We start from the raw sequence: 26,206 nt of genomic DNA on the forward strand, positions 1-26,206 counted from the left end.
ATCTTGACAACTCCATTTTGATAGTAGTTCCTATAGGAAAGAGGATTACGAAGGAATGAAGCATCGTGGCTTACACAGCTGAGAATTGGCCCATCACCGCAGCGCTGCTGCGGTTTCCGGGAACAGACGCCAAAGGCGCGCAGATCAACGCCGCCGACGCATCCAGTTGGGCGGAGGTCCTGACCGAGGTCAAGGATGCCGGCTTTGACAACGCAGACCTGACCGACAGCTGGGTCCGTCCGGGCGATCTGAGCTAGGAGCGGCTTGCCGGGTTCAAGCAGACCGCAGGGAAATGTGGGCATCGGTATCCCGGTCATTTCCGCCATCCGCCGCAGCGTGATCCACACGACGGACTGGGCAGAAAACTTCGCCTACAGCCACCGGACCAGGGGTCTGACCTGCAGCGGAACAGCGGTTGGCGCTAAGCCTTCTGCGTTGGCTTTACGTTAGCGTCATGCCAGTTGAGTTTCTCAGTGATGACCAGGTAGCGGTGTATGCGCAGTTCGCGGGTCCGGTTTCGCGGGCTGAGTTGGAACGGTTCTTCTTCCTCGATGACCGGGATCTGGAGTTGGTTGATTTCGTGGCAACGCAACTTGGGATCGTCGGCGGTTCCGTTTTGGGGAGTTACGCAGAACGGTCGAAGACGCCGTACGAGCACCGGTGGGAGATAGCGCAGGCTTATGGGTATAGGCGGCTGTCGGCGCCCGGGACTGCCGCCGAATTCAGGAGCTTCCTGACGGCTCGCGCGTGGACGCTGGCGGAGCGGCCGACCCAGCTCTTCGATCAGGGCGTGGCATGGATTCGTGCGGAGCGGGTCCTGCTTCCGGGTGTGAGTGTGTTGGCCAGGCTCGTCGCTGAGGTCAGGGGCGAGGCCGGCGACCGCTTGCATTCGGTGTTGGCGGGACGGGTTTCTGCAGAGCTTGGTCGCGGGCTTGATGGTTTGCGCGCGGTGCCGGCTGATTCTCTTTCGTCGGGGTTGGAGAGGTTGCGTCGTGCTCCGACCCGGGCGTCGGGGCCGGAGATGGTGCGGGCACTGGAACGCGCCGCGGAGATCGCTGGGTTGGGTGCAGGCGGCGTTGATCTGCGCGAGATTGCGGCGGGGCGCGTGGAGGTGCTGGCTCGACAGTGTCTGTCATCGGATCCGGCGATGCTGCGGCGCATGCCGGAGCATCGCCGTTGGGCGACGTTGGTTGCCACCGCCGGGGCTCTGCGGGTATCCGCGGTCGATGATGCGGTTGATTTGTTTTCGGTTCTGATGGCGACAAAGCTCATCGGGCCCGCGGTGCGTGCGTCGGCCAAGGACCGGATGCGGTCCTTGCCTCAGCTGAGGCGGTCGTCGGTGTCGTTGGCTGCGGCGGCCAAGGTGATGCTGGAATGTTCCGAGGTCCAGAGCGCTGGGCTGGGCCCGGCTGAGGCGCGGGCCCGGTTGCAGGCGGCCACCTCGCGGGAGCGGCTCATGGCCGCGGTGGCGACGGTCGGGGGCTAGCCCCCGACGCCGGGGAGGACGCGGACCAAGGCCAGGCGGAACTGGTGAAGCGATACGCCACGGTCCGACCATTTTTGACGGTGATCGCTAATGTCCTGCCGTTAGCCGCAACGCCGGCGGGCAGCCCGCTGTTGACCGCGGTCCGGGGTCTGGGGGGCCTGGTTGGACGCAAGCGGGTTACCCGGTCAGAGATCGTGGACGAGGTGGTGACCGGGACGTGGCGGCGGCTGGTGTTTCCCGGCACGGAATCGCCGGATGGGATCGTGGATCACCGGGTGTACACGCTGTGCGTGCTCGAGTCGCTGCATCGGGCGCTGCGTCGCCGGGGTGTCTACGCGGTGGGTTCCGCCCGATGAGGCGATCCGCGGGCCCGCCTTCTCGATGGTGAGGCATGGGAACAGGCCCGACCCGGTGTTCTCACGGCCCTGCGGTTACACGCCCCCGTTGAAACCCATCTCGGCGACCTTGCCGCACGGCTCGGCGCTGCCTACACGGGTCTCGCCGCCAGGATCCGCCCGGCTGCGACCTCCGTCGCCGCCCCGATTCGTTTGGAAACAGGTGCGGAGGGGCGGACACGGGTGAATCAGTCGCGGCTGGAACCGCTGCCGGAACCGGACACGCTGACCGTGTTGCGGGACACCGTCGAGCGGATGCTGCCCGGGTGGATCTGCCGGACGTGCTGCTCGAGGTGAACGCCTGGACCTGCCATTTGAACGATTTCACGCACCTGGGCATGACAGAGCGGGCGTCCGGTTCCGGGCTCGCCGATCTGGCCACGTCGATGGCCGCGGTACTGGTCGCTGAAGGCTGCAACCTCGGATTCGCCCCGGTGATCAAACACGGCCATCCGGCCCTGAGCCGGCGCCGGCTCCCGCACGTGGCGCAGAACTACCTGCGCAGCGATACCCTGGCCGCCGTCAACGCCCGTCTCATCGATGCCCAGGCCGGCGTTGCGACGGCTCAGGCGTGGGGCGGTGGCCAGGTTGCCTCCGTCGACGGATTACGGTTCGTTGTCCCGGTCCGCACCCTGGATGCCGGCCCGAATCCGCACTATTTCGGTCAGGGGCGCGGCGTGACCTGGCTCAACGCCATCAACGATCAGGTCTCCGGCATCGGGGCCGTCGTGGTCACGGGGACGATGCGCGACTCCCTTCACGTCCCGGATGTGATCCTCAACCGTGACGGCGGACCCGCACCGCAGATGATCGCGACGGCCACCGCATCCTACTCCGACATCGTGTTCGGGCTCTTCCGTCTGCTCGGCTACCAGTTCAGCCCGCGTCTGGCTGATATGCCCGACCAGCGTCTCTGGCGCCTCACCATACCCGGCGGGCGGGCCGCCGACTACGGCGCTCTGAACGCTGTCGGGACGAACAAGCTATCGGCCGGGCGCATCCGGGTCCAGTGGGCGGACATGCTGCGTGTCGTGGGATCCCTGCACAGCGGTTCGGTCGCCGACTATGACCTGTTGCGGATGCTGGGCCGTGACAGCAGCCCCACCCCGCTCGGCGCAGCGTTCGCTGAATACGGCCGCGCCGCCAAGACACTGCATCTCCTTGCCATGTATGACCCGGATGACGAGAGCTACCGTCGCTCGATCCATGTTCAACTCACCGTCCAGGAATCCCCGCACCGCATGGCCCGAAAAATTTTCTACGGCCAGCGCGGGGATATCATTTGTTACTTGAAGGCCGGATTTCTGCCGGTTGGCGCGACACGCGAGGAGCAGGCCGTGAACCAGGATCCAGTTGTCGAGCACTTCCCGAGTGGGGCCCGCGGTCTTCGAACCCGGGGAAGCGGTGCCGGGTGAGCGCGTTCCTGGACAGCATCCTGAACGTCAACCCGGTCCTGGCGTTGACCTTGGTGGGGCTGCTGGTGTTCGCTGAGGACGCTTTGTTCATCGGGTTCGTGATCCCGGGAGAGACAGCGGCGGTCCTCGGAGGCGTCGTCGCCAGCCGGGGCCACGTGGAGCTCTGGACGATGATGGTCCTGGTCGTGCTGGCCGCCGTTGTGGGGGACACGGTCGGCTACGAGATCGGCAAACACTTCGGCCCCCGGGTCCTGAACCTGAAGGTCATGAACAAACGCCGCGCCAAACTGGACAAGGCGCAGGACTTCCTGCGCCGCCGCGGAGGATCGGCGGTCTTCCTCGGCCGGTTTGTGGCGTTCTTCCGGGCGGTCATGCCTGCCCTGGCCGGGACGTCCCGGATGCACTATCCCCGGTTTCTGGTCTTCAACGCCGCCGGCGGCCTGGTCTGGGGGGCGGGGTTTGTGCTGCTGGGTTTCCTGGCCGGCAACTCCTACGAAGCCGTCGCCAAGACAGCCGGACGCGACATCACGGCCGTGGTGCTGGTGGTGGCCGTGATCGCGTACATCGTTTGGCGCGTGCGCAAAGCACGCCGGGAACGCCGCCCCAGCGCGCCCGTTTCCGGATCCGCGCCGGAGCCCGAGCCCGATCAATGACAGCCGACGCACAGGGCGCCGGGGTTCCAAGCCCCTGGCGGCATCTGTTCCCCCTATATGCAGCCGGCTTCACCACGGCGTTCGGTGCCAATGCCGTGGCGGCGAACCTCGGCGCCTACAGCATCGGCCACAGCCAGTTTCTGCTGCTACTCGGGGCGATGCTGGCCCTGTACGACGGGGCCGAGGTGCTTCTCAAACCCGTTTTCGGGACACTCTCGGACCGGATCGGCGCCAGACCGGTCCTGCTCGGCGGTCTGGCCGCCTTCGCACTCTTTTCCGCAGCCTTCGTCCTTGCCCGGGATCGGGCATGGCTGTGGCTGGCACGACTGGGCCAAGGCGCAGCCGCCTCAGCGTTCTCCCCGGCAGCCTCTGCCCTGGTTGCCCGGCTGAACCCCACGGGCCGCCAGGGCAGAGCGTTCGGCTCCTACGGGTTCTACAAAAGCATCGGATACACCGCCGGCCCGTTGATCGGAGGAATACTGGTGGCCTCCAGCGGGCTGAAACTGCTGTTCACCCTCACCGCACTCCTGGCACTGGCGGTAGCCGTGTGGGCCTTCCTGGCCGTGCCCGTGGCGGCGGCCCTGTCGGTCGGCGTCGGCTTCCTTCCCCTCTCTGGGGCAGCAGCGGGTCTGGGGCCCGTCGCCACCGGAGCTGCCGTCTCGGTCCTGGCCGTCTGCGGCGCCGTCGCCCAGCCCCTCGCCGGCAGGGCATCCGATACACCAGCCCGTCATCCGGGCCGCCTCGCGGGCCTGGGCCTGGCGCTCACGGCCGTAGGCCTGGCCGCCGCCATGCTACCCGGGAACGCCGGGCTGCTGGCGGCCGCCGCGGCCATCGGCGCCGGAACGGGCATCATCACCCCGGTGGCCTTTGCGGCCCTGGCCACCGCCACACCGCCTGAGCGGCTGGGCCAGACCATAGGCGCCGCCGAAGTCGGCCGCGAACTCGGCGACGCGGGCGGCCCGATGCTGGTAGGGGCGGTCGCCGCCGCCACGGGCCTCGCGGCCGGCTACGGCGCACTGGCCCTCCTGACCGCCGCCGTCGGAGTATTCAGCCGTCATCCCCGCACCGCAGGGATTTCCCCGGCAGTCGCGGACACGGGCCGGGACCGGACGGAGCCAGGATGAATCAAACCACAATCCCCCCGCCCGGCGGACGGAAAAGGCGGCCGGGAATGATCAGCGTACAGACGCTCTGGTACGAGGCAGCCCTGCTGGCTGTTGTTGTTTTTACTGCCCTGAACGCCTATCTGCTGAATACCCTGGATGTTGTCGGGATCCCGTTGATCTTTGCGGCCGCCTTGCTCGTGCAGCTGCTGTTGATCATTCTGTTCGTCTTCAGCCTGATCATGGTCCTGCGCACACCGCTGAAAATCGCGTGGTCGATACTGGTCTCCGCCTGGGAAGGCGTCCGGGCCAACACCTACGTCGTACGGCTCCGCCGACGCTACCCGCGCCTCGTCGGCTGGGCAGGCCGCCGGCTCTCGATGAAACGGCCAACCGGACTCGTCCTGACCATCGGTGCCGCGGCCGCGGCCGCCGCCCTCTGGCTTTTCATCAGCCTCACACGAGCGGTCGTCCTGAAGACCTCGTTCGCCGGCATCGACCAGCGGATCCTCAATCTCGTGCCGGACATCCGCACCGACGGGCAAAACGCGTTCTTCAGCGTCGTTACCTTTGCCGCGAGTTCAACGTCGGTTGTCGTTTTCCTCATCGTCCTGAGCCTGGCGTCCCGGCGGCGGCGACAATGGTGGGTACCGGTCCTGCTGGCGGCCGCCTTTGGCCTGGAAAGCGCCACCTCCACGGTGATCAAGCAGATCGTCGCACGGCCCCGGCCGGACCGCTCCCTGGGCCTGCTGACCGAAAACGGCTTCAGTTTTCCCAGCGGACACACCCTGACAGCGACCGTCATAGCCGGACTCACCGCCTACCTGCTGTGCCGCGCCATCAAGTCCTCCATAGCCAGGCTACTGATCGTCCTGGCAGCGCTAACCGCCGTCTTGCTGGTCGGAATCAGCCGGATATATTTGGGCGTCCACTACCCCAGCGACATCCTGGGCAGTCTCGCCCTGGGTTTGTTCCTTCTCGCCGGCATCATCACACCGTTGGAGATCAACGACCGGTTCCACCTGGTCCAACCGGTGAAACTCAGCGCCGCGGTCAAACAGCCGCTGCTAATCGCCGTGGCCGCTCCCTTGCTGTTCGCCGGGATGTTCGGCGCCCAGCTTACGCCCCTGACCGTCCTTGAACGTCAGGAGACAGCCCAGGCGTTGCCTGCGTTGGACGCGGCCGCCATCAGGCAGTTGCCCACCTACAGCGAAACATTGACCGGGGCCAGAATGGAACCGATCAACTTCATCTACCTCGGCAGCCAGCAGCAGATCGAGGACCTGTTCAAAAGGGCCGGATGGTACAAAGCCGACCCCTCGACCCTGGGCAACACCCTGCGTTCCATCCTCGTCGCAGTACGCAACGAGCAGTACCTCACCGCTCCGGTCACGCCGTCCTACCTGGATGCCCGGCCGGAGACAGTGGCATTCGAAAAACCCACCGACGCCAACACCCTGGTACAGCGGCACCACACAAGGATCTGGAGGACCAATTTTACCATCGGCGTCCAACCCGTGTGGGTCGCCACGGCCAGCTTCGACCGCGGCATCGGGATAGGAACGACGTCCGGATTGCCAACCCATCACATCGACCCGAATATCGACGCGGAGAGGGCCTACATCCTGCAATCACTGAAAGTGGCACAGCCCCACCTGGTGCACGTCGTAGACGCCCAGCAGGGACACAACGCAACCGGCGACGGATTCTTTACCGACGGCCAGGCCGCTGTACTCAATCCCGAAAACCTGAACCCGTAGTTGCAGTGCACCCCCGCCGGACGGCGCCGGCAAGCAACTGTCTGTGAGGGTGCGGGGACGATGCCGATTTTCTGTGAGGTCAGACTGTCGGTGAGGTCGATGAAGTCGTGCTCATGGAGGGCTTCATCCGTGTGGAGGGGAAGGGTGGTCAGGAGGCGCAGCAGGAGAGTTAGGAGACATCCGCGGTGTAGGACTGGCTCTAGACCAGTCTGCCCTGCTTGACCGCCGTGGCCAACTGAAACTCACCGATGTCTCCGACCGGATCCGCACCTCGGAACCGTCAAGTACGACGAACTTTTCCTCCTTTTCGGCAAGATCGAGAAACTCCTCGTCAACGCCGGGCTGACCGTGGTTGAACCGGAGTGCGGGGAGTTGGACACGAGCCTGGACATGTCCGGGCTTTCCCGCACCCTGCTTTGGCTCGATGAGGAACTCGAACACTACTGGGCCGCCCCCGCAGACTGGCCGGCCTACCGCAAGGGCAACCTGGCAATGCGTGCCCGCCGCGAGATAACCGGACCTGAGGCCGCCGTGGCCAGCTCTTTGGAGGAAACGACGCCGGCATCTCCCCGCTGCTGTGCGTGGGTGAGGACACACGCCATGGAACAAACGGGAACGGAGCCGATCAGGCGGCTGCGTTTGTCCATCAGCAGATCAGCGACGCTGGCTGCCCATTCGCACGAGGCAGGCAACGCATTGGGGGAGCTGCCGGTCATCTATGGCGGGTCAGCCAAGGCAGGGCTGCTGCCCGCGCTCGACGGCGTCTCCGGACTTTCCCGGGCCGGTTCGCCCACGATGCGGCGAACTTCGGCAAAGTCCTCGACGAGGCACTGTCACTGACGGCGGCACTGCCCGAAGAACTCCAAAGAACGTAGCCGGGGATCCCGGCTCAGCTTGCGACGGCGGCCCGCAACGAGAGGATACCCTGCAGCTGCTGCTGTTCCTCCAACTGGTGAAGCCGGACATCGCGGCCACTGAGGATGCGCTGCCTGGTGAATGCGAGCCGGGTGGCGGAGTGCAGGAAGGCCTTCATCTGCGGACGGCGGTTGTAGCCGGCGGCCCACTGCAGCGCGGTACGTCTGCCGCGTGGTGTGGCCAACAGTTCCACCTCGGCGGGGCTGAACCATCCGGCCGCGGAATATTCCATCAGCCGTTGGCGCGTCAGCCGGTTCTCTGCCACACGGAGCAGGATGATCCCCACAACGGCCAGCAGAAAGATGGGCACCTGGATCATGATGTACTCCGCCAGGAACCCCGCGGCCATGCTGTTCCACCGGTTGTGCAGCAGCATGGCCGGGATCAGTCCGATGACAAAGGCCAGCACGGAGGCTCCGGAGTGCCAGCGGCGGGAGGCGAAACCCATGATGAGCCCGGTGGTTCCGGTGAAGATGGCATGCGCGAACGGGGACATCACCCCACGGAGCAGGAAGACCTGGGCCAGGTCCGTTCCAGGGTTGGCGGATTCGGCGATGGCCCGGCCAAAGTAGAGGATGTTTTCGGTGAACGCGAAGCCGCCGGCGATGGTGAAGGCAAACACCACACCGTCCACCGGCCCGTCGAAGTGTTTGCGCGCCAGCAGCAGGATCATGAGCAGGCCCAAAGACTTGGCGAACTCCTCCACCACGGGCGCCTGGACGGTGGCCATAAACGTCCGGACGTCAGCCACGTCGCTGAAACGGAAGGTCAGGACGAAGAACGGCTGGATCAGCAGTGTGACGGCGATGGACACGGCGGCGCCCCAGGTGAACGCGAAGAACAGGAGCCGCTTGGGTTCAGGTTCCCACCGGTCGATCAGGTAGACAGCCAGGAGCACTGCGGACAGCGGAACCAGTGACAGCACAAACCCCACCATGAATCCGCCCACGCCGGTGTTGGCGAGCAGGAACGGCACCACCAGGAACAGGCTGAGAAAGACGAGGGCGCCGCCCCCCACGGTCAGTGCCAGGAGGCCGGTGGATCGCCGGACCGCCATCCTGCCCGCCAGACTTGCCGGCGGAGGCCCCAGGGGCGGCAGGGCAGCTGCGTTGGTTCCGGGCGCCGGGCGGTAGTATTCCGGTTCCACCCGGCCCATCCAACTGGGGTTGGCCTGCCTGGGGAAGGGATCCCGTGGACCGGCCGGCCCGCCGGCCTGGCCGGAACCCGGCTGATGGGGGTGCTTGGACATACTCGAAGCCTATGATGCCCCTGCCGATGTGGTAATTTTGAAACGCAAATGATCCTTTTTTAATTCCGTCCCGTGAGGCGGGGAAAGGGGAGACGAGAGTTTGACTTCTGTCACAAACGCACCGGTTCCAGCCAGGGTTGTCCTCAACCAGGCGGACATTGACCGTGCACTCACTCGAATCGCCCATGAGATCCTTGAGGCTAACAAAGGGTCCAAGGACCTGGTCCTGCTGGGAATCCCGCGCCGTGGTTACCCGCTGGCCGTCCGCCTCGCACACAAGATTGCCGCCGCCGATCCCACCGTGGACGCCACCGCCATTGTCGGGCAGCTGGACGTCACCATGTTCCGCGATGACCTTTCCCACCAGCCCACCAGACCGCCGTACCCCACACAGCTCCCGCGCACGGGAATAGATAACAAGGTTGTGGTGCTCATCGATGATGTCCTGTATTCCGGCCGCACGATCCGTGCCGCCCTTGACGCCATCATCGACCTCGGCCGTCCGCGGATCGTCCGGCTCGCTGTGCTGATCGACCGCGGGCACCGTGAGCTGCCCATCCGGGCCGACCATGTGGGCAAGAACCTGCCCACCTCGTCCGCCGAGAAGGTCCGGGTCCGCCTGGAGGAAACCGACACCGCCGCCAATGGCTCCGTAGTCAACGAAGTGGTTATCGAGGGCGGCGCGTGAAACACCTCCTCTCCACCGAAGACCTCAGCCTGGCCAACGCCATCCGCATCCTCGACACCGCCGAGGAAATGGCTGCCGTCGGGGACCGCGAAGTCAAGAAGCTCCCGGCCCTCCGCGGCCGCACCGTGGTGAACCTCTTCTTCGAAGACTCAACCCGCACGCGGATCTCCTTCGAAGCGGCCGCCAAGAGGCTGTCCGCCGACGTCATCAACTTCGCCGCGAAAGGCTCCTCCGTCTCCAAGGGCGAATCCCTCAAGGACACAGCCCAAACGCTGGCAGCCATGGGCGCAGACGCCGTCGTGATCCGGCACTGGGCCTCGGGCGCGCCGCACCGGCTCGCCGCGACCGACTGGATCGACGCCGCCGTCATCAATGCCGGCGACGGCACCCACGAACACCCCACGCAGGCACTCCTGGACGCCTTCACCATGCGCCGGCACTGGTCAAAACTGGCGGGCTCCTCGTCCATCGGGGCAGACCTCAAAGGCATGCGGGTAGCCATCGCCGGGGATGTCCTGCACTCCCGCGTGGCACGCTCCAACGTTTGGCTGCTGCGCACCCTCGGAGCCGACGTCACCCTCGTGGCACCACCCACCCTGCTGCCCATCGGCGTCGAACACTGGCCGTGCAAGGTCAGCTACAACATGGACGACACCCTGGCGCAGGGTGTGGACGCCGTGATGATGCTGCGCGTGCAGGGCGAGCGGATGAACGCCTCGTTCTTCCCCTCCACCCGCGAATACTCGCGCCGCTGGGGCTTTGATGACAACCGGCTCCGGGCCCTGGACAGCCTGGGACTGAAGGACACCATCATCATGCATCCCGGACCCATGAACCGTGGCCTGGAGATCTCTTCCGCCGCCGCTGACTCGCCCCGTTCCACCGTCCTTGCACAGGTACGCAACGGCGTCTCGGTCCGGATGGCCACCCTCTATCTGCTGCTCTCCGGGGATACCCGCGAACCAGCCGTCACAGCTGGCGCAGCCCACATTAATGCAGCGCGTTCCAACGCCGCCCATTCCACCAAGGAGAGCAACTGATGGCAGAGAACAACGGAACATACCTGATCCGCGGTGCATCGATCCTGGGCGCCGGGGCCGAGGACCTGCTCATCAGTGACGGCGTCATCGCCGCACGGGGAGCAGCCGCTGCGACCCACAAGGACGCGGACGGTGCCACCGTCATCGAAGCCGCCGGCCTGGTGGCACTGCCCGGCATGGTGGACGTGCACACACACCTGCGCGAACCCGGCCGCGAAGATGCCGAAACCGTAGAGACCGGCACCCGCGCCGCCGCCCTGGGCGGCTTCACGGCGGTCCATGCCATGGCCAACAGCAACCCGGTGGCAGATACCGCCGGTGTGGTGGAACAGGTCCACAGCCTGGGCCGCGCGGCCGGCTGGGTGGACGTCCGTCCCGTCGGCGCCGTGACCGTCGGCCTGGCCGGCGAGCAGTTGGCCGAACTCGGCGCCATGGCAGATTCCCGCGCCCAGGTCCGCATGTTCTCCGACGACGGCATCTGCGTCCACGATCCCGTGCTGATGCGCCGCGCCCTGGAGTACGTCAAAGCGTTCGACGGCGTGGTGGCCCAGCACGCGCAGGAACCACGCCTTACCGCCGGAGCGCAGATGAATGAGGGCGCCGTCTCCGCCGTCCTGGGACTCACCGGCTGGCCGGCGGTGGCCGAGGAGAGTATCATCGCCCGTGACGTCCTGCTGGCGCAGCACGTGGATTCCCGTCTTCACGTCTGCCACGTCTCCACCGCCGGCTCCGTGGAGATCATCCGCTGGGCCAAGGAACGCGGAATCAACGTCACCGCCGAAGTCACCCCGCACCACCTCCTGCTCACCGACGACCTGGTCCGCAGCTACAACCCTGTGTACAAGGTCAACCCGCCGCTGCGGACCGACGCCGATGTGCAGGCACTGCGCGCCGGCCTGGCCGACGGCACCATTGACGTGGTGGGCACCGACCACGCCCCGCACCCGAGCGAGCACAAGGAATGCGAGTGGGCGCAGGCCGCGATGGGCATGACCGGGCTGGAAACAGCCTTGTCCGTGGTCCAGCACACCATGATCGAAACCGGCCTCATGACCTGGGCCGATTTCGCCCGCGTAACCTCCACCGCAGCGGCGCAGATCGGCCGGATGACGGACCAGGGCCGTCCATTGGACGCCGGCGAACCCGCCAACATCATCCTGGTGGACCCGGCGGCACGCTGGACCGTTGACCCTGCCAAGATGGCAACCATGGGCCGCAACTCCCCGTTCGCCGGCCTGGAGCTCCCGGGCAAGGTAGTGGCCACCTTCTACAAGGGCCACCCCACCGTCCTGGATGGCAAGCTCAACACGCCGTACCGCGAATCGGCGGCGTCCGCGGCAGGCGCCTCCTGATGGACACCAAACTACTTACCGGCCTCATCACAACGGTGCTTATCGCCGTCGTCCTGCTGATGATCTGGGTAGGCTGGCGTAACCGACTCAGGCGGCAGGCCGACGTCGGCCGGTTGCCCGACGTGCCAGAGGCGCCCGGCGTGCCGCTCGCCGGGGCCGACGGCCAGTACGTTGCGTCGACCACCGCGGGAGACTGGCTGGACCGGATCGCGGTGCACAGGCTTGGCATCCGGACCAATGCCGTGCTCAGCGTGTACCCGCACGGCGTCCTCTTCGACAGAACCGGTGCCCCGGCGCTCTACATCCCGGCAGGAAGCCTCACCGCCGTCCGGCAGGAAAGCGGTATGGCCGGCAAGTTCGTGGAAAAGGACGGCCTCCTGGTCCTCACCTGGGACCTCGGAAGCCACGAACTCGACACCGGCTTCCGGACCCGCCGGGCCGCCGACAAAGACGCCCTCTATCACTCCCTTCAGCAATTGATCGCCGCAGCCCCCCGGGAACATTCCCAGGATCCCCAGAGTGGAAAGTAAGACAGTGACAGAAACAGCTACAGCACAAGCAAAGACTGCGGCACCCGCAGCCCTTTCCACCGCAGTTCCCACCCCGGCGGTATTCGTCCTGGAGGACGGCCGCATGTTCCGCGGCACCAGCTACGGCGCGCAGGGCACTGCCCTGGGCGAGGCTGTGTTTGCCACCGGCATGACCGGCTACCAGGAAACCATCACCGACCCCTCCTACGCCCGCCAGCTGGTGGTGCAGACCGCGCCGCACATCGGCAACACCGGTGTGAACGACGAGGACGCAGAATCCCGGCGCATCTGGGTGGCCGGCTACATCGTCCGCGACGCCGCCCGCCGCCCCTCCAACTGGCGCTCCGAACGCTCCCTGGACGAGGAACTCATCGAGCAGGGGATCGTCGGCATCCAGGGCGTCGACACCCGGGCCATCACCCGCCACCTGCGCGAGCACAAAACCATGCGCGCCGGCATCTTCTCGGGTGCGGCCGCGAAGGCTGCGGACAAGGAACTCGTTGACGCGGTCCTGGCCAGCGCCCCGATGGAGGGCGCCCGCCTGGCCGAGGAAGTCAGCGTCAGCGAGGCTTACGTGGTGGACCCCCAGGACCACGGCTGGGACGGCGAGCCCCGCTTCAGCATTGCCGCGATAGACCTCGGCATCAAGGCCATGACCCCCGTCCGCTTCGCTGAGCGTGGCGTCCGGGTGCATGTCCTGCCGGCAACCTCCACCCTCGAGGACGTCAAAGCCGTCAACCCGGACGGCTTTTTTATGTCCAACGGCCCGGGCGATCCCGCCACAGCCGACGCCCAGGTCAAGCTGCTCCGCTCCGTCCTGGACGAGAAGCTGCCGTACTTCGGCATCTGCTTCGGCAACCAGATCCTGGGACGTGCCCTGGGTTTCGGCACCTACAAGCTCCGCTACGGCCACCGCGGCATCAACCAGCCCGTGCTGGACCGCCGCACCGGCAAGGTGGAGATCACCTCGCAGAACCACGGCTTCGCCGTGGACGCACCGCTCGACGGCGCTACCCAGGCTCCCGAGGAGCGCTACGGCCGGGTCGAGGTCAGCCACATCAGCCTCAATGACGACGTCGTCGAAGGCCTCGCGTGCCTGGACATCCCCGCCTTCTCAGTGCAGTACCACCCGGAAGCCGCAGCCGGCCCGCACGACGCCGCCTACCTGTTTGACCGTTTCATCGATCTGATGGCGCACACCAAGGCAGCCGGCACCAAGATCACCACCGATTCCAAGACTGAGGACAAGAAGTAATGCCCAAGAGAACTGACCTTAAGAGCGTCCTGGTCATCGGTTCCGGCCCGATCGTCATCGGCCAGGCCGCGGAGTTCGATTACTCCGGCACCCAGGCACTGCGTGTCCTCAAGGAGGAGGGCCTGCGGGTCATCCTGGTGAACTCGAACCCGGCCACCATCATGACGGACCCCGAGTTCGCCGATGCCACCTACATCGAGCCCATCACCCCCGAGGTGGTGGAGAAGATCATCGCCAAGGAACGCCCGGACGCCATCCTGCCCACCCTCGGCGGGCAGACTGCGCTGAACACGGCCATCGCGCTGGACAAGAACGGCGTGCTGGCAAAGTACAACGTGGAGCTCATCGGCGCGAACATCGCCGCCATCGAGCTCGGCGAGGACCGCGAAAAGTTCAAGGGCGTCGTGGAACGCTGCGGCGCCGAATCGGCCCGCAGCCACATCATCCACTCCTTGGACGAGGCGTTCACAGCCGCCGAGGACCTCGGCTACCCGATGGTGGTCAGGCCCTCTTTCACCATGGGCGGCCTGGGCTCCGGCCTCGCGTACAACGAAAATGACCTGCGTCGCATCGTCGGCCAGGGCCTGCAGTACAGCCCCACCACCGAAGTGCTGCTTGAAGAAAGCATCCTCGGCTGGAAGGAATACGAGCTTGAGATGATGCGCGACAAAAACGACAACGTCGTGGTGGTCTGCTCCATCGAGAACTTCGACCCCGTGGGCGTGCACACCGGCGACTCCATCACCGTGGCACCGGCGCTGACCCTGACGGACCGCGAATACCAGCGGCTGCGCGATATCTCCATCGCCGTCATCCGTGAGGTGGGCGTGGACACCGGCGGCTGCAACATCCAGTTCGCCATTGAGCCGGACACCGGCCGGGTAGTGGTCATCGAGATGAACCCGCGTGTGTCCCGGTCCTCCGCCCTGGCGTCCAAGGCCACGGGCTTCGCCATCGCCAAGATCGCCACCAAGCTCTCCCTCGGCTACACGCTGGACGAGATCCCGAACGACATCACGCAGAAGACCCCGGCGTCGTTCGAACCCACCCTGGACTACGTGGTGGTCAAGGTTCCGCGCTTCGCCTTCGAGAAGTTCCCGGCCGCCGACGACACCCTCACCACCACCATGAAGTCCGTGGGCGAAGCCATGGCCATGGGCCGCAACTTCACCGAGGCACTGCAGAAGGCGCTGCGCTCTTTGGAGCAGAAGGGATCGCAGCTGGACTTCACCTCCGTCCCCGAATGGGAAGTCCCGGAGCTGATCGAGAAGGCCAAACGGCCCACCACGGAACGCCTGCACCAGGTCCAGCGCGCCCTGCTCGGCGGCGCCACCGTGGAACAGCTGTTCGAAGCCACCAAGATCGACCCCTGGTACCTGGACCAGCTCCAGTTGCTCAACGAGATCTCGCACGAGATCCGCAAAGCCGGGTCCCTGACCGTGGAGATGCTCAAGCGCGCCAAGCGCCACGGCTTCTCGGACGAGCAGATCGGTTCCCTCACGCACAACTCCGAAGCCGTGGTCCGCGGTGTCCGGCAGGCCCTCGGGATCCGTCCGGTCTATAAGACCGTGGATACCTGCGCCGCCGAGTTCGCCGCCTACACCCCGTACCACTACTCGTCATACGACGAGGAGGACGAGATTGCGCTGCACTCCAAGCCGTCCATCCTGATCCTCGGCTCCGGCCCCAACCGCATCGGGCAGGGCATCGAATTCGATTACTCGTGCGTCCACGCCTCCATGGCGCTGCGCAAGGCCGGCTACGAGACCGTGATGGTCAACTGCAACCCGGAGACGGTTTCCACCGACTACGACGTCTCCACCCGCCTCTACTTCGAGCCGCTGACGCTGGAGGACGTCCTCGAGGTCATCGCCGCCGAGGAACGCACCGGCGGCGTGATGGGCGTCTTTGTGCAGCTCGGAGGCCAGACCCCGCTGAAGCTGGCACAGCAGCTGGCCGACGCCGGCGTTCCCATCCTGGGCACCTCCCCGGAAGCGATCGACCTCGCTGAGCACCGCGGCGAGTTCTCCCGCGTACTCGACAACGCCGGGCTGATCGCTCCGAAGAACGGCACCGCGGTGTCCTTCGACGACGCCAAGAAGATCGCCGACGAGATCGGCTACCCCGTCCTGGTCCGCCCGTCCTACGTGCTCGGCGGCCGTGGCATGGAAATCGTCTACGACGAGCCGAACCTCTCCCGGTACATCGCCAACGCCACGGAAATCACCCCGGACCACCCGGTGCTGATCGACCGGTTCCTGGAGGACGCCGTCGAAATCGACGTTGACGCGCTCTTCGACGGTACCGACATGTACCTGGGCGGCATCATGGAACACATCGAGGAGGCCGGAATCCACTCCGGCGACTCCGCGTGTGTCCTGCCTCCCATCACCCTGGGCAACAACGTGATTGAACGTGTCCGCACAGCAACCCGCGCCATCGCCGAGGGTGTGGGCGTCCGCGGCTTGATCAACATCCAGTTCGCGCTGGCCTCAGATGTTCTCTACGTGCTCGAAGCGAACCCGCGTGCGTCGCGCACCGTGCCGTTCGTCTCCAAGGCCACTGGAGTCCAGATGGCCAAGGCCGCCGCGCTGATCGGCACCGGCGTGACCATCCACCAGCTCCGGACCGCCTACAAGATGCTGCCGGAAACCGGCGACGGCTCCACGCTGCCGCTCGACGCTCCCGTCTCGGTCAAGGAAGCCGTGCTTCCGTTCAGCCGCTTCCGTACCCCCGAAGGCAAGGTTGTGGACTCGCTGCTCGGCCCGGAGATGCGCTCCACCGGCGAAGTCATGGGCATCGACAAGCACTTCGACACCGCCTTCGCCAAGAGCCAGGCAGCCGCAAACAACGCCCTGCCCACAGAAGGCAAGATCTTCGTCTCCGTGGCCAACCGGGACAAGCGTGCGGTCATCATGGCTGTCAAGCGCCTGTCGGACCTCGGCTTTGAGATCGTCTCCACGGGTGGCACCGCCGACGTCCTGCGCCGCAACGGCATCCAGGCCAGCACGGTCCGCAAGGTCGCCGAGGGAAGCAGCGCCGAAGGTGAGGGCACCATCGCAGACCTCGTTATCGCCGGCGAGATCGACATGGTCTTCAACACGCCCTCCGGCGGCGAAGCCCGCAGCGACGGCTACGCCCTGCGTGCCGCCGCGACCTCCATCGGCATCCCCTGCATCACCACGGTGGCCGAGTTCAACGCGGCCGTGCAGGCCATCGAGGCCATGCGCACCTACGAGTGGTCAGTGACCAGCCTGCAGGAGCACGCCGCTGCCCTGGTGGCGTCCCAGAAGGCAGCCGCGGAGAACGCGGCAGCCGAGTCCGCGGTATCGCAGCATGCCTGAGGCCGGTTCCACCTCATCAGGCCCCGCCGGCCGGGAGTCCTTCGGCTCCCGGCTCGGGGCGGCCATGGCGTCCCGCGGGCCGCTGTGCGTGGGCATTGACCCGCACCCGGCACTCCTGAAGGAGTGGGGACTGGCCGACGACGCCGCAGGGCTGAGGCGGTTCTCGCTGACGGTCTTGGAGGCCGTCAGTTCCCTCGCTGCCGCGGTGAAGCCGCAGGTGGCGCTTTACGAGCGCCACGGCTCGGCCGGGATGGCAGTCCTTGAAGAGGTCCTGGCCGCGGCAGCGCAGGCGCAGGTCCTCACCATTGCCGACGCCAAGCGGGGGGATATCGGCTCCACGATGGCTGCCTACGCGGACGCCTGGCTGCGGGACGGCTCGTCCCTGGCGGCCGACTCCGTGACCCTCAGCCCCTACCTGGGGTTTGAGTCGCTCCGCCCGGCGTTTGACCTGGCAGCGGACAACGGCCGCGGCGTTTTTGTCCTCGCCCTGACCTCCAATCCGGAAGGGGCATCCGTGCAGCATGTGGGCGGAGCCGACTCCGTGGCCCGGCGGATCGTCGCGGCGGCAGCGGCAGAAAACAGCCGGTACGCCGGCAGCCTGGGGTCCGTTGGACTCGTCGTCGGCGCCACCGTTGGGTCGGCGCTGACTGACCTGCACCTGGACCTGCCGTCGGTCCGCGGACCGATCCTCGCCCCGGGACTGGGCGCGCAGGGGGCCACCCCTGCGGACCTGCGCCGGACGTTCGGGGCCGCGTACCCGCAGGTCCTGGGGACGTCCAGCCGGGATATCCTTGCTGCCGGTCCAGGGGTTCAGGGCCTCCGAAATGCTGCGTTGCGCACGCTTGTTGGACTGCTGGGCGAATAGGTGCCTCCTGGCGGCATCCATTGATTCACCGCCCGCCAAGGGGTAGGTTTCAGGACAAGTCCAATGGCGGTCGCCATGGACTCAGCCGATGAATCCGGGGGTGTCCTCCATGAGCCTGCGACCCTTATCCGCTTCGGAACGCGCGGCCGCCCTGAACAAGGCGGCCGCCGCCCGGGCCGCCCGGGCGGCCGCGAAAGATCGCCTCAAGAACGGCAAGACATCGGCCGCGGACCTCCTTGACGCCTCCGCAGCGGACGACGCCTTGGCCCGGATGCGGGTGGTGGAGCTGCTGGAGGCCCTGCCGGGCATTGGAAAAGTCAGGGCTGCGGCCATTATGGAGCAGCTGGGCATCGCGGCGTCCCGCCGGCTCCGCGGCCTGGGCATTCACCAGCGCCAGGCGCTGGTAGATTTTATAGACGAGAAATAGGGCGTTCGTAGAGGCGCCCGCACCCTAACTCTGCCCAAAGGAATACGTGAGCAAGAAACCGGGACTGACAGTCCTCGCCGGTCCGACGGCTGTTGGCAAAGGCACCGTGTCCACCTACATCCGGGATAACTACCCCGAAGTCTGGCTTTCCGTATCAGCCACCACCCGCGCTCCGCGGCCGGGTGAGCAGGATGGAGTCCATTACTTCTTCAAGTCCAAGGAAGAGTTTGAGTCGCTCATTGCGGCCGGCGAGTTCCTGGAGTGGGCAGTAGTCCACGGCCAAAACACCTACGGCACGCTGCGGAGTTCCGTGGACCGGGCCATCGCCGCCGGCAGGTCTGTCCTCCTGGAGATCGATCTCCAGGGTGCACGACAGGTCAAAGAGGCCGTTCCGGACGCCCAGTTTGTGTTCCTGGCACCGCCCACCTGGGAAGAAATGGTCCGCCGGCTGGTGGGTCGCGGCACGGAAACAGCGCAGGAACAGCAGCGCCGTCTGGAAACCGCTAAACTGGAACTAGCCGCTGAGCCGGAGTTCGACCACACCGTCATCAATGATGACGTTCGACGCGCAGCGGACGAGCTTGTTTCACTCATGGGGCTGACCCCGCACCCGCACTAGACGTAGGGTCGGATCGGCCCGTTAGAATTTGGAGAATTCGTGTCCACGAACCTTGAAGGCATCATCAACCCTCCGATCGACGAGCTGCTGAAGGCAGCTGATTCCAAGTACGGCCTGGTGATCTTCGGTGCCAAGCGTGCACGTCAGATCAACGCTTACTACGCCCAGCTGCACGAGGGCCTGTTTGAGTACGTCGGCCCCCTGGTCGACACCAAGCTGAACGAGAAGTCGCTGTCGATCGCCCTTCGCGAAATCAACGAAGGCAAGCTCGTTTCTACGCCGATCGAAGCCGCAGAGTAAGTTCAGACTGCCTGTTGACGGAGGTCACGTGCGCATAGTCCTCGGAGTCGGGGGAGGGATTGCGGCCTACAAGGTCGCATCGCTCCTCCGGCTTTTTACTGAAGCCGGACACAATGTCACGGTGATTCCCACTGAGGCGGCTACCCGCTTCGTGGGTGTCGCCACGTGGGAGGCCCTGTCCGGGAATCCGGTCAGCAACAGCGTCTTCGACGACGTGCACCAGGTCAACCACGTCAGGCTTGGCCATGAGGCCGACCTCATTGTGGTGGCACCCGCGACAGCGGACCTGCTGGCGCGCGCGGCCACCGGCCAGGCCAACGACCTCCTCACCAACACGTTGCTGATGGCCAGCGGCCCGGTGCTTTTCGCCCCGGCCATGCACACAGAAATGTGGCGGCACGCCGCCACCCGCGCCAACGTTGAAACGCTGCGAAGCAGGGGAGTGGCCGTCCTGGAACCGGCCAGCGGCCGGCTCACCGGCACGGACTCCGGTCCCGGCCGCCTGCCTGAGCCCGAAGCCATCTTCGACGCCGCCATGGCGCTTGCACAGGGTCAGTCCGATTACCAGCTTCCGCTGGCCGGCCGTACCGTCACCGTAAGTGCAGGCGGAACCCGGGAACCGCTGGACCCTGTCCGTTTCCTGGGCAACAGGTCCTCCGGAAAGCAGGGCGTGGCGCTGGCTGTCGCTGCCCGCAATGCAGGAGCCACGGTGCGGCTGGTCGCCGCCCACATGGACGTGCCGGCGCCGGCCGGAGTCGACGTCCTCACGGTTGAGACTGCGCTGGAATTGCGGGAGGCGATGCTGGCAGCCGCGGTGGATTCCGACGTCGTGATTATGGCGGCGGCCGTTGCGGACTTCCGTCCCGCGGAGATCTCCGGCACCAAAATCAAAAAACGTGATGACACCGCTGACCCCGTCATTTCCCTGGTCCGGAATCCGGACATCCTCCAGGAACTGGTCGAACTCCGTGATCATGCTCCCGAACGCCAGGCCATTCGCCGCAGCCAGCTGATTGTCGGCTTCGCGGCCGAGACCGGTGACGGCCAGGGCGACGTCCTCTCCTACGCGGAAGCAAAGCTCAGGCGCAAGGGCTGCGATCTCCTGGTGGTCAACCATGTGGGAGCGGACAAGGTTTTTGGCCAGGACAGCAACTCGGTAGTCATCCTTGCCCGCTCCGGCGCCGAACCACAACTGGCCGCCGGATCCAAAACAGAGGTTTCGGTGGCCGTCATCACGCGGGTCGGCTATGAGCTGAACCACGTTTCGCCACGCGCCTGACCGAAAGCCACGCACCGTCTCCTTAGCACGGGGACACATGCCGCCGGAGGTCCGATTCCAAACCAGTAAGGTAGTTGAGTGACTTTACCGCTGCACCTTCCCAATACGCACGGGGCTACGCCCACCGCCCTCCGGCTCTTCACGTCCGAGTCGGTCACTGAAGGCCATCCGGACAAGATCTGCGACCAGATCAGTGACGCCATCCTGGATGCACTGCTCGCCGCGGATCCGGAGTCCCGCGTCGCGGTGGAGACCATGGCCACCACCGGCCTGGTCCATGTTGCCGGTGAGGTCACCACCGACGCCTACGTTGAAATCCCGCAGATCGTCCGGGAAACCATCCTGGGCATCGGCTACGACTCCTCGGCCAACGGCTTTGACGGCGCCCGCTGCGGTGTGTCCGTCTCCATCGGCCAGCAGTCCAACGACATCGCCGGCGGTGTCTTCAACTCCCTTGAAGCCCGCGAAGGGCGCCAGGAGGACGACTATGACCTCCAGGGCGCCGGCGACCAGGGCCTGATGTTCGGGTACGCGAGCGACGAAACCCCGTCCTACATGCCGGTCCCGATCTGGATTGCGCACCGCCTGTCCGAGCGCCTCACCGAGGTGCGCAAGTCCGGCGAGCTCTCCTACCTCCGCCCCGACGGCAAGACCCAGGTCACCATCGGTTACGACAAGGACGTGCCGGTTTCCGTGGAAACCGTCGTCATCTCCAGCCAGCACGCCGAAGGAACCAGCCTGGACCGCCTGCGCGCGGACCTCGTCTCCTTTGTGATTGAGCCGGTGTTGGGAGTCGCCAATCTGGACATTTCCGGGGCCGTCAACATCCTGAACCCGGCCGGCGAGTTTGTCATCGGCGGGCCGGTCGGTGACGCCGGCCTGACCGGACGCAAGATCATTGTGGACACATACGGCGGCATGGCGCGCCACGGCGGCGGCGCCTTCTCGGGCAAGGACCCGTCCAAGGTAGACCGTTCCGCTGCCTACGCGATGCGCTGGGTTGCCAAGAACGTTGTGGCGGCCGGACTGGCAAAGCGTGCCGAGATCCAGATTGCCTACGCCATCGGACAAGCCCGGCCCGTAGGCACGTACGTGGAAACCTTCGGCACGGAAACAGTGGATCCGGCCCGGATCAGCGCCGCCATCGCGGAGATCTTCGACCTCCGCCCACGTGCCATCATCGATGCCTTGGACCTCAAGCGTCCCATCTACGCCAAAACCGCCGCGCACGGACACTTCGGCCGTGACGATCCCGACTTCACCTGGGAGCGCCTGGACCGGGTGGAGGACCTGAAGGCCTTCTTCAACGCGTAGGCCAGCCCGCCATGGCCTCTGACGAGTCTGTCCCTCCCGGCACAGTCCAGTTGTCGCTGCTGCAGGGCTTCCCGGCGAAGGCCAGGCCGTCCGGACCTCCGCTGGCCACGCACCTTCCGGTGGCCAGGGTATTCGTCGAGACGCCGCTGCCGCACCTGGACCGACCCTTCGACTACAGCGTGCCGGCTGAACTGGATGAGGCCGCGCAGGCCGGCGTCAGGGTCAAAGTCAGTTTCAACGGCCAGGACCTGTCCGGCTTCATCATTGAACGGACGGCAGAATCCGACGCCGGCCACACCCTGGTGCCCCTCCAGAAGGTCGTCTCCCCGGTGGTTGTCCTGACGCCGCCCGTCCGGGATCTGGTGGCCGCCGTCGCGGCCAGGTACGCGGGCACGGTCAGCGACGTCTTGCGCGTTGCGGTGCCTCCGCGCATGGCCAGGCTCGAGAAGGAGTTCCTCACCGCCCCTGCGGCAGAGCCCGCGGCACCGGATCCGCTTGCCGTCGTCGCGGCCGCTACTGGCCCTGACGTCACTTCCGGGACGGATTCCGACTGGGTCGGGTACCGTAACGGCCCGGCATTTGTCCGCCACCTGCGGGACGGCGGATCTCCGCGGGCGGTCTTCAACCCACTCCAGGGATTCGGCCCGGCCGCATGGCCGCACCTGCTGGCAACGGCGGTGGCTGCAGTCCGTGCCTCCGGCCGCGGCGCCGTGGTGGTGGTTCCGGACTACAGGGACCTGGACCAGCTGGAAAAGGCGCTCCTGGCCGTGCTGCCCGCCGATGATATTGCGCGGCTGACGGCCGATGACGGGCCAACGCCCCGCTACAGGAGTTTCCTGCGCCTCCTTGCCGGGTCTGCACGCGTTGCCATCGGCACGCGTTCTGCAGCATTTGCCCCCGTCCGCGATCTGGGTCTTATTGCCTGCTGGGATGACGGCGATGACCTTCACATCGAACAGCGCGCCCCGTACGCCCATAGCCGCGACGTCCTCCTGCTGCGAGCGGAACAGGAAGGCGCCGCCTGCTTGATGGCGGGTCATTCCAGGAGTACGGAACTCCAGCGGCTGGTGGAGGCCGGCTGGGCCATGCCAGTCGAGGCCGATCGGGCGTTCGCACGACGGACTGTGCCCAGGGTGCTGAACACGGCGGACAGCTTCGAACAGGAACGCGACCCCCTCGCCCTGGTTGCGCGGCTTCCCGGTGCGGCCTGGCGCGCCGCCAAGGACGGGCTGGAACGTGGGCCTGTCCTGGTGCAGGTGGCCCGAGCCGGCTACGCCCCGTCGCTCGTCTGTGAGACCTGCCGTGAACCTGCCCGGTGCCAGGCCTGCCAGGGCCCTCTGGCCTTGGCCGGAGGCAGCGGCAGCTCTGCGATCCCGCAGTGCCGCTGGTGTTCCATGCCGGCGCCGGAGTGGCAGTGTGCCCACTGCGCGGGGCACAAGCTCCGTAAGGGCGCCACCGGAGTCCTGCGGACTGCTGAAGAGCTGGGCCGTGCATTTCCCGGAAAACCCGTTATTACGTCCTCGGGCGGCAACATCAAAGCCGGAGTTGGTGGCGCCAAGGCGCTGGTGGTGGCCACCGTCGGCGCCGAGCCCGTAGCGGAGGGCGGTTACGCGGCGGCCCTGCTGCTCGACGGCGACTCCCTGCTGCGCCGGGAGAATCTCCGCGCCGGCGAAGACACCGTGCGCCGCTGGTTCAACGCCGCAGCTTTGGTGCGTCCGGCGTCCGACGGCGGACTGGTGGTTATCACTGCGACGGAAAGCGTGGCTGTTGGCGCGTTGCTGCGGTGGGACCCGGCCGGGTACGCCCGGCGCGAGCTCGAACTCCGGATGGAACTCCAACTACCGCCGGCAGTCAGGATTGCCTCGATCACCGGCCCCCGGGCCGCCGTCGTACATTTTTCCGGGACCGTCGAGAAGGAGCTGGCCACCGCCGGTGTGGCGCTGCGGACCGCAGGTCCGGCCCCGCTGGTGCTCACCGGTCCCGCAACCGGCGGAGCCGGCAGCACCGCGGCGGCTGGGGAGGACGCCCGGAGCCTGCTGTTCTTTGCGTACGGGCAGGCAGCCACCGTCACCCGGGTACTGCGTGCAACAAAGGCTGCGGCCGCCGCCAAGCGGAGCACGGAACCGGTCCAGGTCAGGCTTGATGGCGTGGACGTCCTTTAGTAGACGTCCGTTAGCAGGCGTCCCTTAGAGGACTCGCGGCGTCAGCGTCCGCGGCGTGCCATGATGTCGTGGACCACGTCCACCAGTTGCTGGGCGGATTCGTCCCAGCTGAATTCCCGGGCACGCGCCACCGAACGGCGGGACACCTGCTGCCAGTGGGCGTCGTCGCGCAGTTTCTGCACGGCTGCGGCAAACTCTGCCGGGGACGCGGGATCAACGTAGGCTGCCGCGTCGCCGCCCACTTCCCGGAAAATCGGGATGTCGCTGGCGATGACCGGCGTGCCGAGGGCCATGGCCTCCACCAGCGGGAGACCGTAACCTTCGGCGCGGGAGAGGCTCACCAGTGCGGTGGCCCGCTTGAGCAGGACGGTGTATTCGTCGTCGGTGACCCCGTTGTGGAAGACTACCTTGGCGCCAGGCGGAACCATGATCTCCAGCTCGGCCCGGCGATCCGCGGTGATCCTGCTCAGCAGGTGCAAGGTGAAATCGGGCAGCCCGGACATTCCGGCCACCATCGTTTCAACGTTTTTGTAGGGCATAAACGAGCCCATGTACACGAGCGAATGTTCTGCACCGGCGGCGGGATCGCGCGGGTCCTGCGCGGGCTGCGGGGCGTTGCTGATGATCCGCACCGGTCTCTGGGTGAGCCGGTACTTGGCCATCAGGGCTTCAGTGGTCCGGCTGATAGTGGCCACGGTGTCCGCCCGGTTGAGGAGGACCCGTTGGGGCCAGAACGCCTTGTGGTACAGGCGCCACAGCACGCGGACGGGTGCCGGCAGGAATCCCGGGGGGGCAGGGTGCTCGTAGTAGATGAGGTCGTGCAGGGTCAGGACCAGCCCGTACTTGCGCCCCCAGCTGCCCATGGTCTGCATGGGGCACACCACAACGTCGGCCCCCAGCGGGTTGACCCTGCGGGCCACGAACAGCTCCAGCGGGGACAGCGGACTGTTGATCAGTGTGTACGGAACATCCGGAAGCAGCGCCAGCTGACGGAGGTCGCTGATGAGCATGGAAACGTCTGCAACCTTCGCGGTGGCGGCGATGAGGCTGGCCCCGTAGCGGCTGATGCCGTCGTGGTGGTCGGTCCGGGTGAATCGTGCATCGATGACAATCTTCACGCGGGGTGGTCCTTAAGGAAGCTGCGGATGAAGCCGGCGGCGGGGCCGGGCGTTTCATAGTGGATCAGGTGGCCGACGCCGGGAATGACTTTGAGGACACCGTCGGGGAGGAGCCCGGCGAGGCGGTGCTGGTCGGGCAGGGTGGCAATCTCGTCCTTTTCGCCGGCGACCAGGAGCACCGGCAGGTCCAGTTTCCCGGCAACCTCTGCAACATGGCCGCTGACCGACGCTGTGAACGATTCGAGGAGACTCTCCCGGTTCGCGAACGCACTGAAGTAGGCATGGTGCTGGCCGTGGATGAAGCCGCGCAGCTCTTTGTCAGGCGTCTTGGCCATGGCCTCGCTCATGACCCTGACAATCAGCGGACTGCGCAGCAGCGCCAGTCCCAGCGAACGGGGGAGCCGGGCCGCCAGCCGGTAGTAGAGAACGGCCAGTCTGGTCATGATCCCCTTGGGGCCTTCCAGGGCAGGCGCGGCGATGGGATTGATCAGGATCAGCGGAGCGACGGCGCCCGGATGGGTCGCCACAAAATGGGCAGCGACGATCGAGCCGAAGGAGTGCCCTAGCAACACCGTGTCCGGACCAAGGCCGAGCGCTGCCATAAAGTCGGTGACAAAGGTGCCGTACTGTTCCACCGAGTGTGTACCGGAGGCGAACGCGGCGGAGCTGCCGAACCCTGGCAGGTCCGGCATAATGATGCGCATTTCCGGCAATTGGTCTGCCACCCGGAGGAGGCCGTGGTGATCGCCGCGGAAGCCGTGGATCACCAGGATGGTGCGGGTGTCCGGGGTGGCCTGGATGGGTTCGTAGGTCCAATACGCCACGGCGGTGCCGTCGATCACGATGTTTGCGGCACGGGTGCGGGCCGCCAGCCCCGCGCTGAAGAACGACGGCGCGGGGGATGGCTGCTGATCGGCGGTTTTCATGACCCTCGGTC

22 protein-coding genes and 2 pseudogenes are annotated in these 26,206 nt (G+C 66.3%); 21 read left to right on the plus strand and 3 right to left on the minus strand.

What is annotated here, in order from left to right; genetic code table 11:
* Window positions 1-65: 65 nt before the first annotated feature.
* From ACQCSV_RS09950 to ACQCSV_RS09985, 8 genes and pseudogenes are all read left to right on the plus strand, one after another.
* Window positions 66-387, plus strand: a pseudogene (locus tag ACQCSV_RS09950) (sugar phosphate isomerase/epimerase); the annotation flags it as partial.
* Window positions 388-454: 67 nt separating this feature from the next.
* Window positions 455-1,486: a DUF4158 domain-containing protein gene (locus ACQCSV_RS09955; RefSeq protein WP_426938368.1), complete on the plus strand. Its 1,032-nt coding sequence runs from the start codon at window positions 455-457 to the stop codon at window positions 1,484-1,486.
* A gap of 44 nt (window positions 1,487-1,530) precedes the next feature.
* Window positions 1,531-1,842, plus strand: a complete 312-nt coding sequence (locus tag ACQCSV_RS09960) for a hypothetical protein (RefSeq protein ID WP_426938369.1) — start codon at window positions 1,531-1,533, stop codon at window positions 1,840-1,842.
* A 305-nt stretch (window positions 1,843-2,147) separates the two neighbouring features.
* A complete protein-coding gene (locus tag ACQCSV_RS09965) occupies window positions 2,148-3,296 on the plus strand; it encodes a Tn3 family transposase (protein WP_426938370.1) in 1,149 nt (382 codons plus the stop codon).
* Window positions 3,293-3,949 (plus strand): DedA family protein, encoded by a 657-nt coding sequence (locus ACQCSV_RS09970; protein ID WP_354155015.1) that lies wholly within the window; start codon window positions 3,293-3,295, stop codon window positions 3,947-3,949. Before ACQCSV_RS09965 ends, ACQCSV_RS09970 begins: the two co-directional genes overlap by 4 nt.
* Window positions 3,946-5,073 (plus strand): MFS transporter, encoded by a 1,128-nt coding sequence (locus ACQCSV_RS09975; protein WP_426938371.1) that lies wholly within the window; start codon window positions 3,946-3,948, stop codon window positions 5,071-5,073. The genes ACQCSV_RS09970 and ACQCSV_RS09975 overlap by 4 nt, the downstream gene beginning before the upstream one ends.
* A 47-nt stretch (window positions 5,074-5,120) precedes the next feature.
* Window positions 5,121-6,812, plus strand: a complete 1,692-nt coding sequence (locus tag ACQCSV_RS09980; protein WP_426938372.1) for an LssY C-terminal domain-containing protein — start codon at window positions 5,121-5,123, stop codon at window positions 6,810-6,812.
* A 270-nt stretch (window positions 6,813-7,082) separates the two neighbouring features.
* Window positions 7,083-7,379 (plus strand): annotated as a pseudogene (locus ACQCSV_RS09985) (dihydroxyacetone kinase subunit DhaK); the annotation flags it as partial.
* 322 nt (window positions 7,380-7,701) lie between these two features.
* Here ACQCSV_RS09985 and ACQCSV_RS09990 read toward each other — a convergent pair.
* The gene (locus ACQCSV_RS09990; RefSeq protein WP_426938373.1) at window positions 7,702-8,976 is read right to left on the minus strand and encodes a PrsW family intramembrane metalloprotease; all 1,275 of its coding nucleotides are present in this window, start codon (window positions 8,974-8,976) and stop codon (window positions 7,702-7,704) included.
* A 100-nt stretch (window positions 8,977-9,076) separates the two neighbouring features.
* Here ACQCSV_RS09990 and pyrR point away from each other — a divergent pair, with 100 nt between their 5' ends.
* From pyrR to ACQCSV_RS10055, 13 genes are all read left to right on the plus strand, one after another.
* A complete protein-coding gene (pyrR, locus tag ACQCSV_RS09995) occupies window positions 9,077-9,664 on the plus strand; it encodes a bifunctional pyr operon transcriptional regulator/uracil phosphoribosyltransferase PyrR (RefSeq protein WP_354155018.1) in 588 nt (195 codons plus the stop codon).
* A complete protein-coding gene (locus ACQCSV_RS10000) occupies window positions 9,661-10,704 on the plus strand; it encodes an aspartate carbamoyltransferase catalytic subunit (RefSeq protein ID WP_354155019.1) in 1,044 nt (347 codons plus the stop codon). The genes pyrR and ACQCSV_RS10000 overlap by 4 nt, the downstream gene beginning before the upstream one ends.
* A complete protein-coding gene (locus ACQCSV_RS10005) occupies window positions 10,704-12,056 on the plus strand; it encodes a dihydroorotase (RefSeq protein ID WP_282330677.1) in 1,353 nt (450 codons plus the stop codon). Before ACQCSV_RS10000 ends, ACQCSV_RS10005 begins: the two co-directional genes overlap by 1 nt.
* Complete coding sequence (locus tag ACQCSV_RS10010) at window positions 12,056-12,586, plus strand: hypothetical protein (protein WP_354155020.1); 531 nt, start codon at window positions 12,056-12,058, stop codon at window positions 12,584-12,586. The genes ACQCSV_RS10005 and ACQCSV_RS10010 overlap by 1 nt, the downstream gene beginning before the upstream one ends.
* Window positions 12,567-13,841, plus strand: coding sequence for a glutamine-hydrolyzing carbamoyl-phosphate synthase small subunit (carA, locus tag ACQCSV_RS10015; RefSeq protein WP_426939552.1), 1,275 nt, complete (start codon window positions 12,567-12,569; stop codon window positions 13,839-13,841). The genes ACQCSV_RS10010 and carA overlap by 20 nt, the downstream gene beginning before the upstream one ends.
* Entirely contained in the window at window positions 13,841-17,185 is a 3,345-nt protein-coding gene (carB, locus tag ACQCSV_RS10020; RefSeq protein WP_354155021.1) for a carbamoyl-phosphate synthase large subunit, read from the plus strand. Before carA ends, carB begins: the two co-directional genes overlap by 1 nt.
* Entirely contained in the window at window positions 17,178-18,050 is an 873-nt protein-coding gene (gene pyrF / locus ACQCSV_RS10025; RefSeq protein ID WP_354155022.1) for an orotidine-5'-phosphate decarboxylase, read from the plus strand. Before carB ends, pyrF begins: the two co-directional genes overlap by 8 nt.
* 109 nt (window positions 18,051-18,159) lie before the next feature.
* Window positions 18,160-18,477 carry an integration host factor, actinobacterial type gene (mihF, locus tag ACQCSV_RS10030; RefSeq protein ID WP_181577315.1) on the plus strand — a complete coding sequence of 106 codons (318 nt, stop codon included), beginning with the start codon at window positions 18,160-18,162 and terminating at the stop codon, window positions 18,475-18,477.
* Between the two features lie 46 nt (window positions 18,478-18,523).
* Entirely contained in the window at window positions 18,524-19,096 is a 573-nt protein-coding gene (gene gmk, locus ACQCSV_RS10035) for a guanylate kinase (RefSeq protein WP_354155023.1), read from the plus strand.
* Between the two features lie 39 nt (window positions 19,097-19,135).
* Window positions 19,136-19,396: a DNA-directed RNA polymerase subunit omega gene (gene rpoZ / locus ACQCSV_RS10040; protein ID WP_090581074.1), complete on the plus strand. Its 261-nt coding sequence runs from the start codon at window positions 19,136-19,138 to the stop codon at window positions 19,394-19,396.
* 28 nt (window positions 19,397-19,424) lie between these two features.
* Window positions 19,425-20,675 carry a bifunctional phosphopantothenoylcysteine decarboxylase/phosphopantothenate--cysteine ligase CoaBC gene (gene coaBC, locus ACQCSV_RS10045; RefSeq protein ID WP_354155024.1) on the plus strand — a complete coding sequence of 417 codons (1,251 nt, stop codon included), beginning with the start codon at window positions 19,425-19,427 and terminating at the stop codon, window positions 20,673-20,675.
* Between the two features lie 78 nt (window positions 20,676-20,753).
* Window positions 20,754-21,989, plus strand: coding sequence for a methionine adenosyltransferase (gene metK, locus ACQCSV_RS10050; RefSeq protein WP_354155025.1), 1,236 nt, complete (start codon window positions 20,754-20,756; stop codon window positions 21,987-21,989).
* An 11-nt stretch (window positions 21,990-22,000) separates the two neighbouring features.
* On the plus strand, window positions 22,001-24,151 hold the full coding sequence (locus ACQCSV_RS10055; RefSeq protein ID WP_354155026.1) for a primosomal protein N': 2,151 nt from the start codon (window positions 22,001-22,003) through the stop codon (window positions 24,149-24,151).
* Between the two features lie 41 nt (window positions 24,152-24,192).
* On the opposite strand, the gene ACQCSV_RS10060 is transcribed toward ACQCSV_RS10055, so the two are convergent.
* Both ACQCSV_RS10060 and ACQCSV_RS10065 read right to left on the minus strand, forming a co-directional pair.
* Window positions 24,193-25,269: a glycosyltransferase family 1 protein gene (locus ACQCSV_RS10060; RefSeq protein ID WP_354155027.1), complete on the minus strand. Its 1,077-nt coding sequence runs from the start codon at window positions 25,267-25,269 to the stop codon at window positions 24,193-24,195.
* The gene (locus ACQCSV_RS10065; protein ID WP_354155028.1) at window positions 25,266-26,195 is read right to left on the minus strand and encodes an alpha/beta hydrolase; all 930 of its coding nucleotides are present in this window, start codon (window positions 26,193-26,195) and stop codon (window positions 25,266-25,268) included. Before ACQCSV_RS10065 ends, ACQCSV_RS10060 begins: the two co-directional genes overlap by 4 nt.
* Window positions 26,196-26,206: the final 11 nt, after the last annotated feature.

This window comes from Pseudarthrobacter sp. S3 (genome assembly GCF_050156905.1).
In the GTDB taxonomy this organism is placed as follows: Bacteria; Actinomycetota; Actinomycetes; order Actinomycetales; family Micrococcaceae; genus Arthrobacter.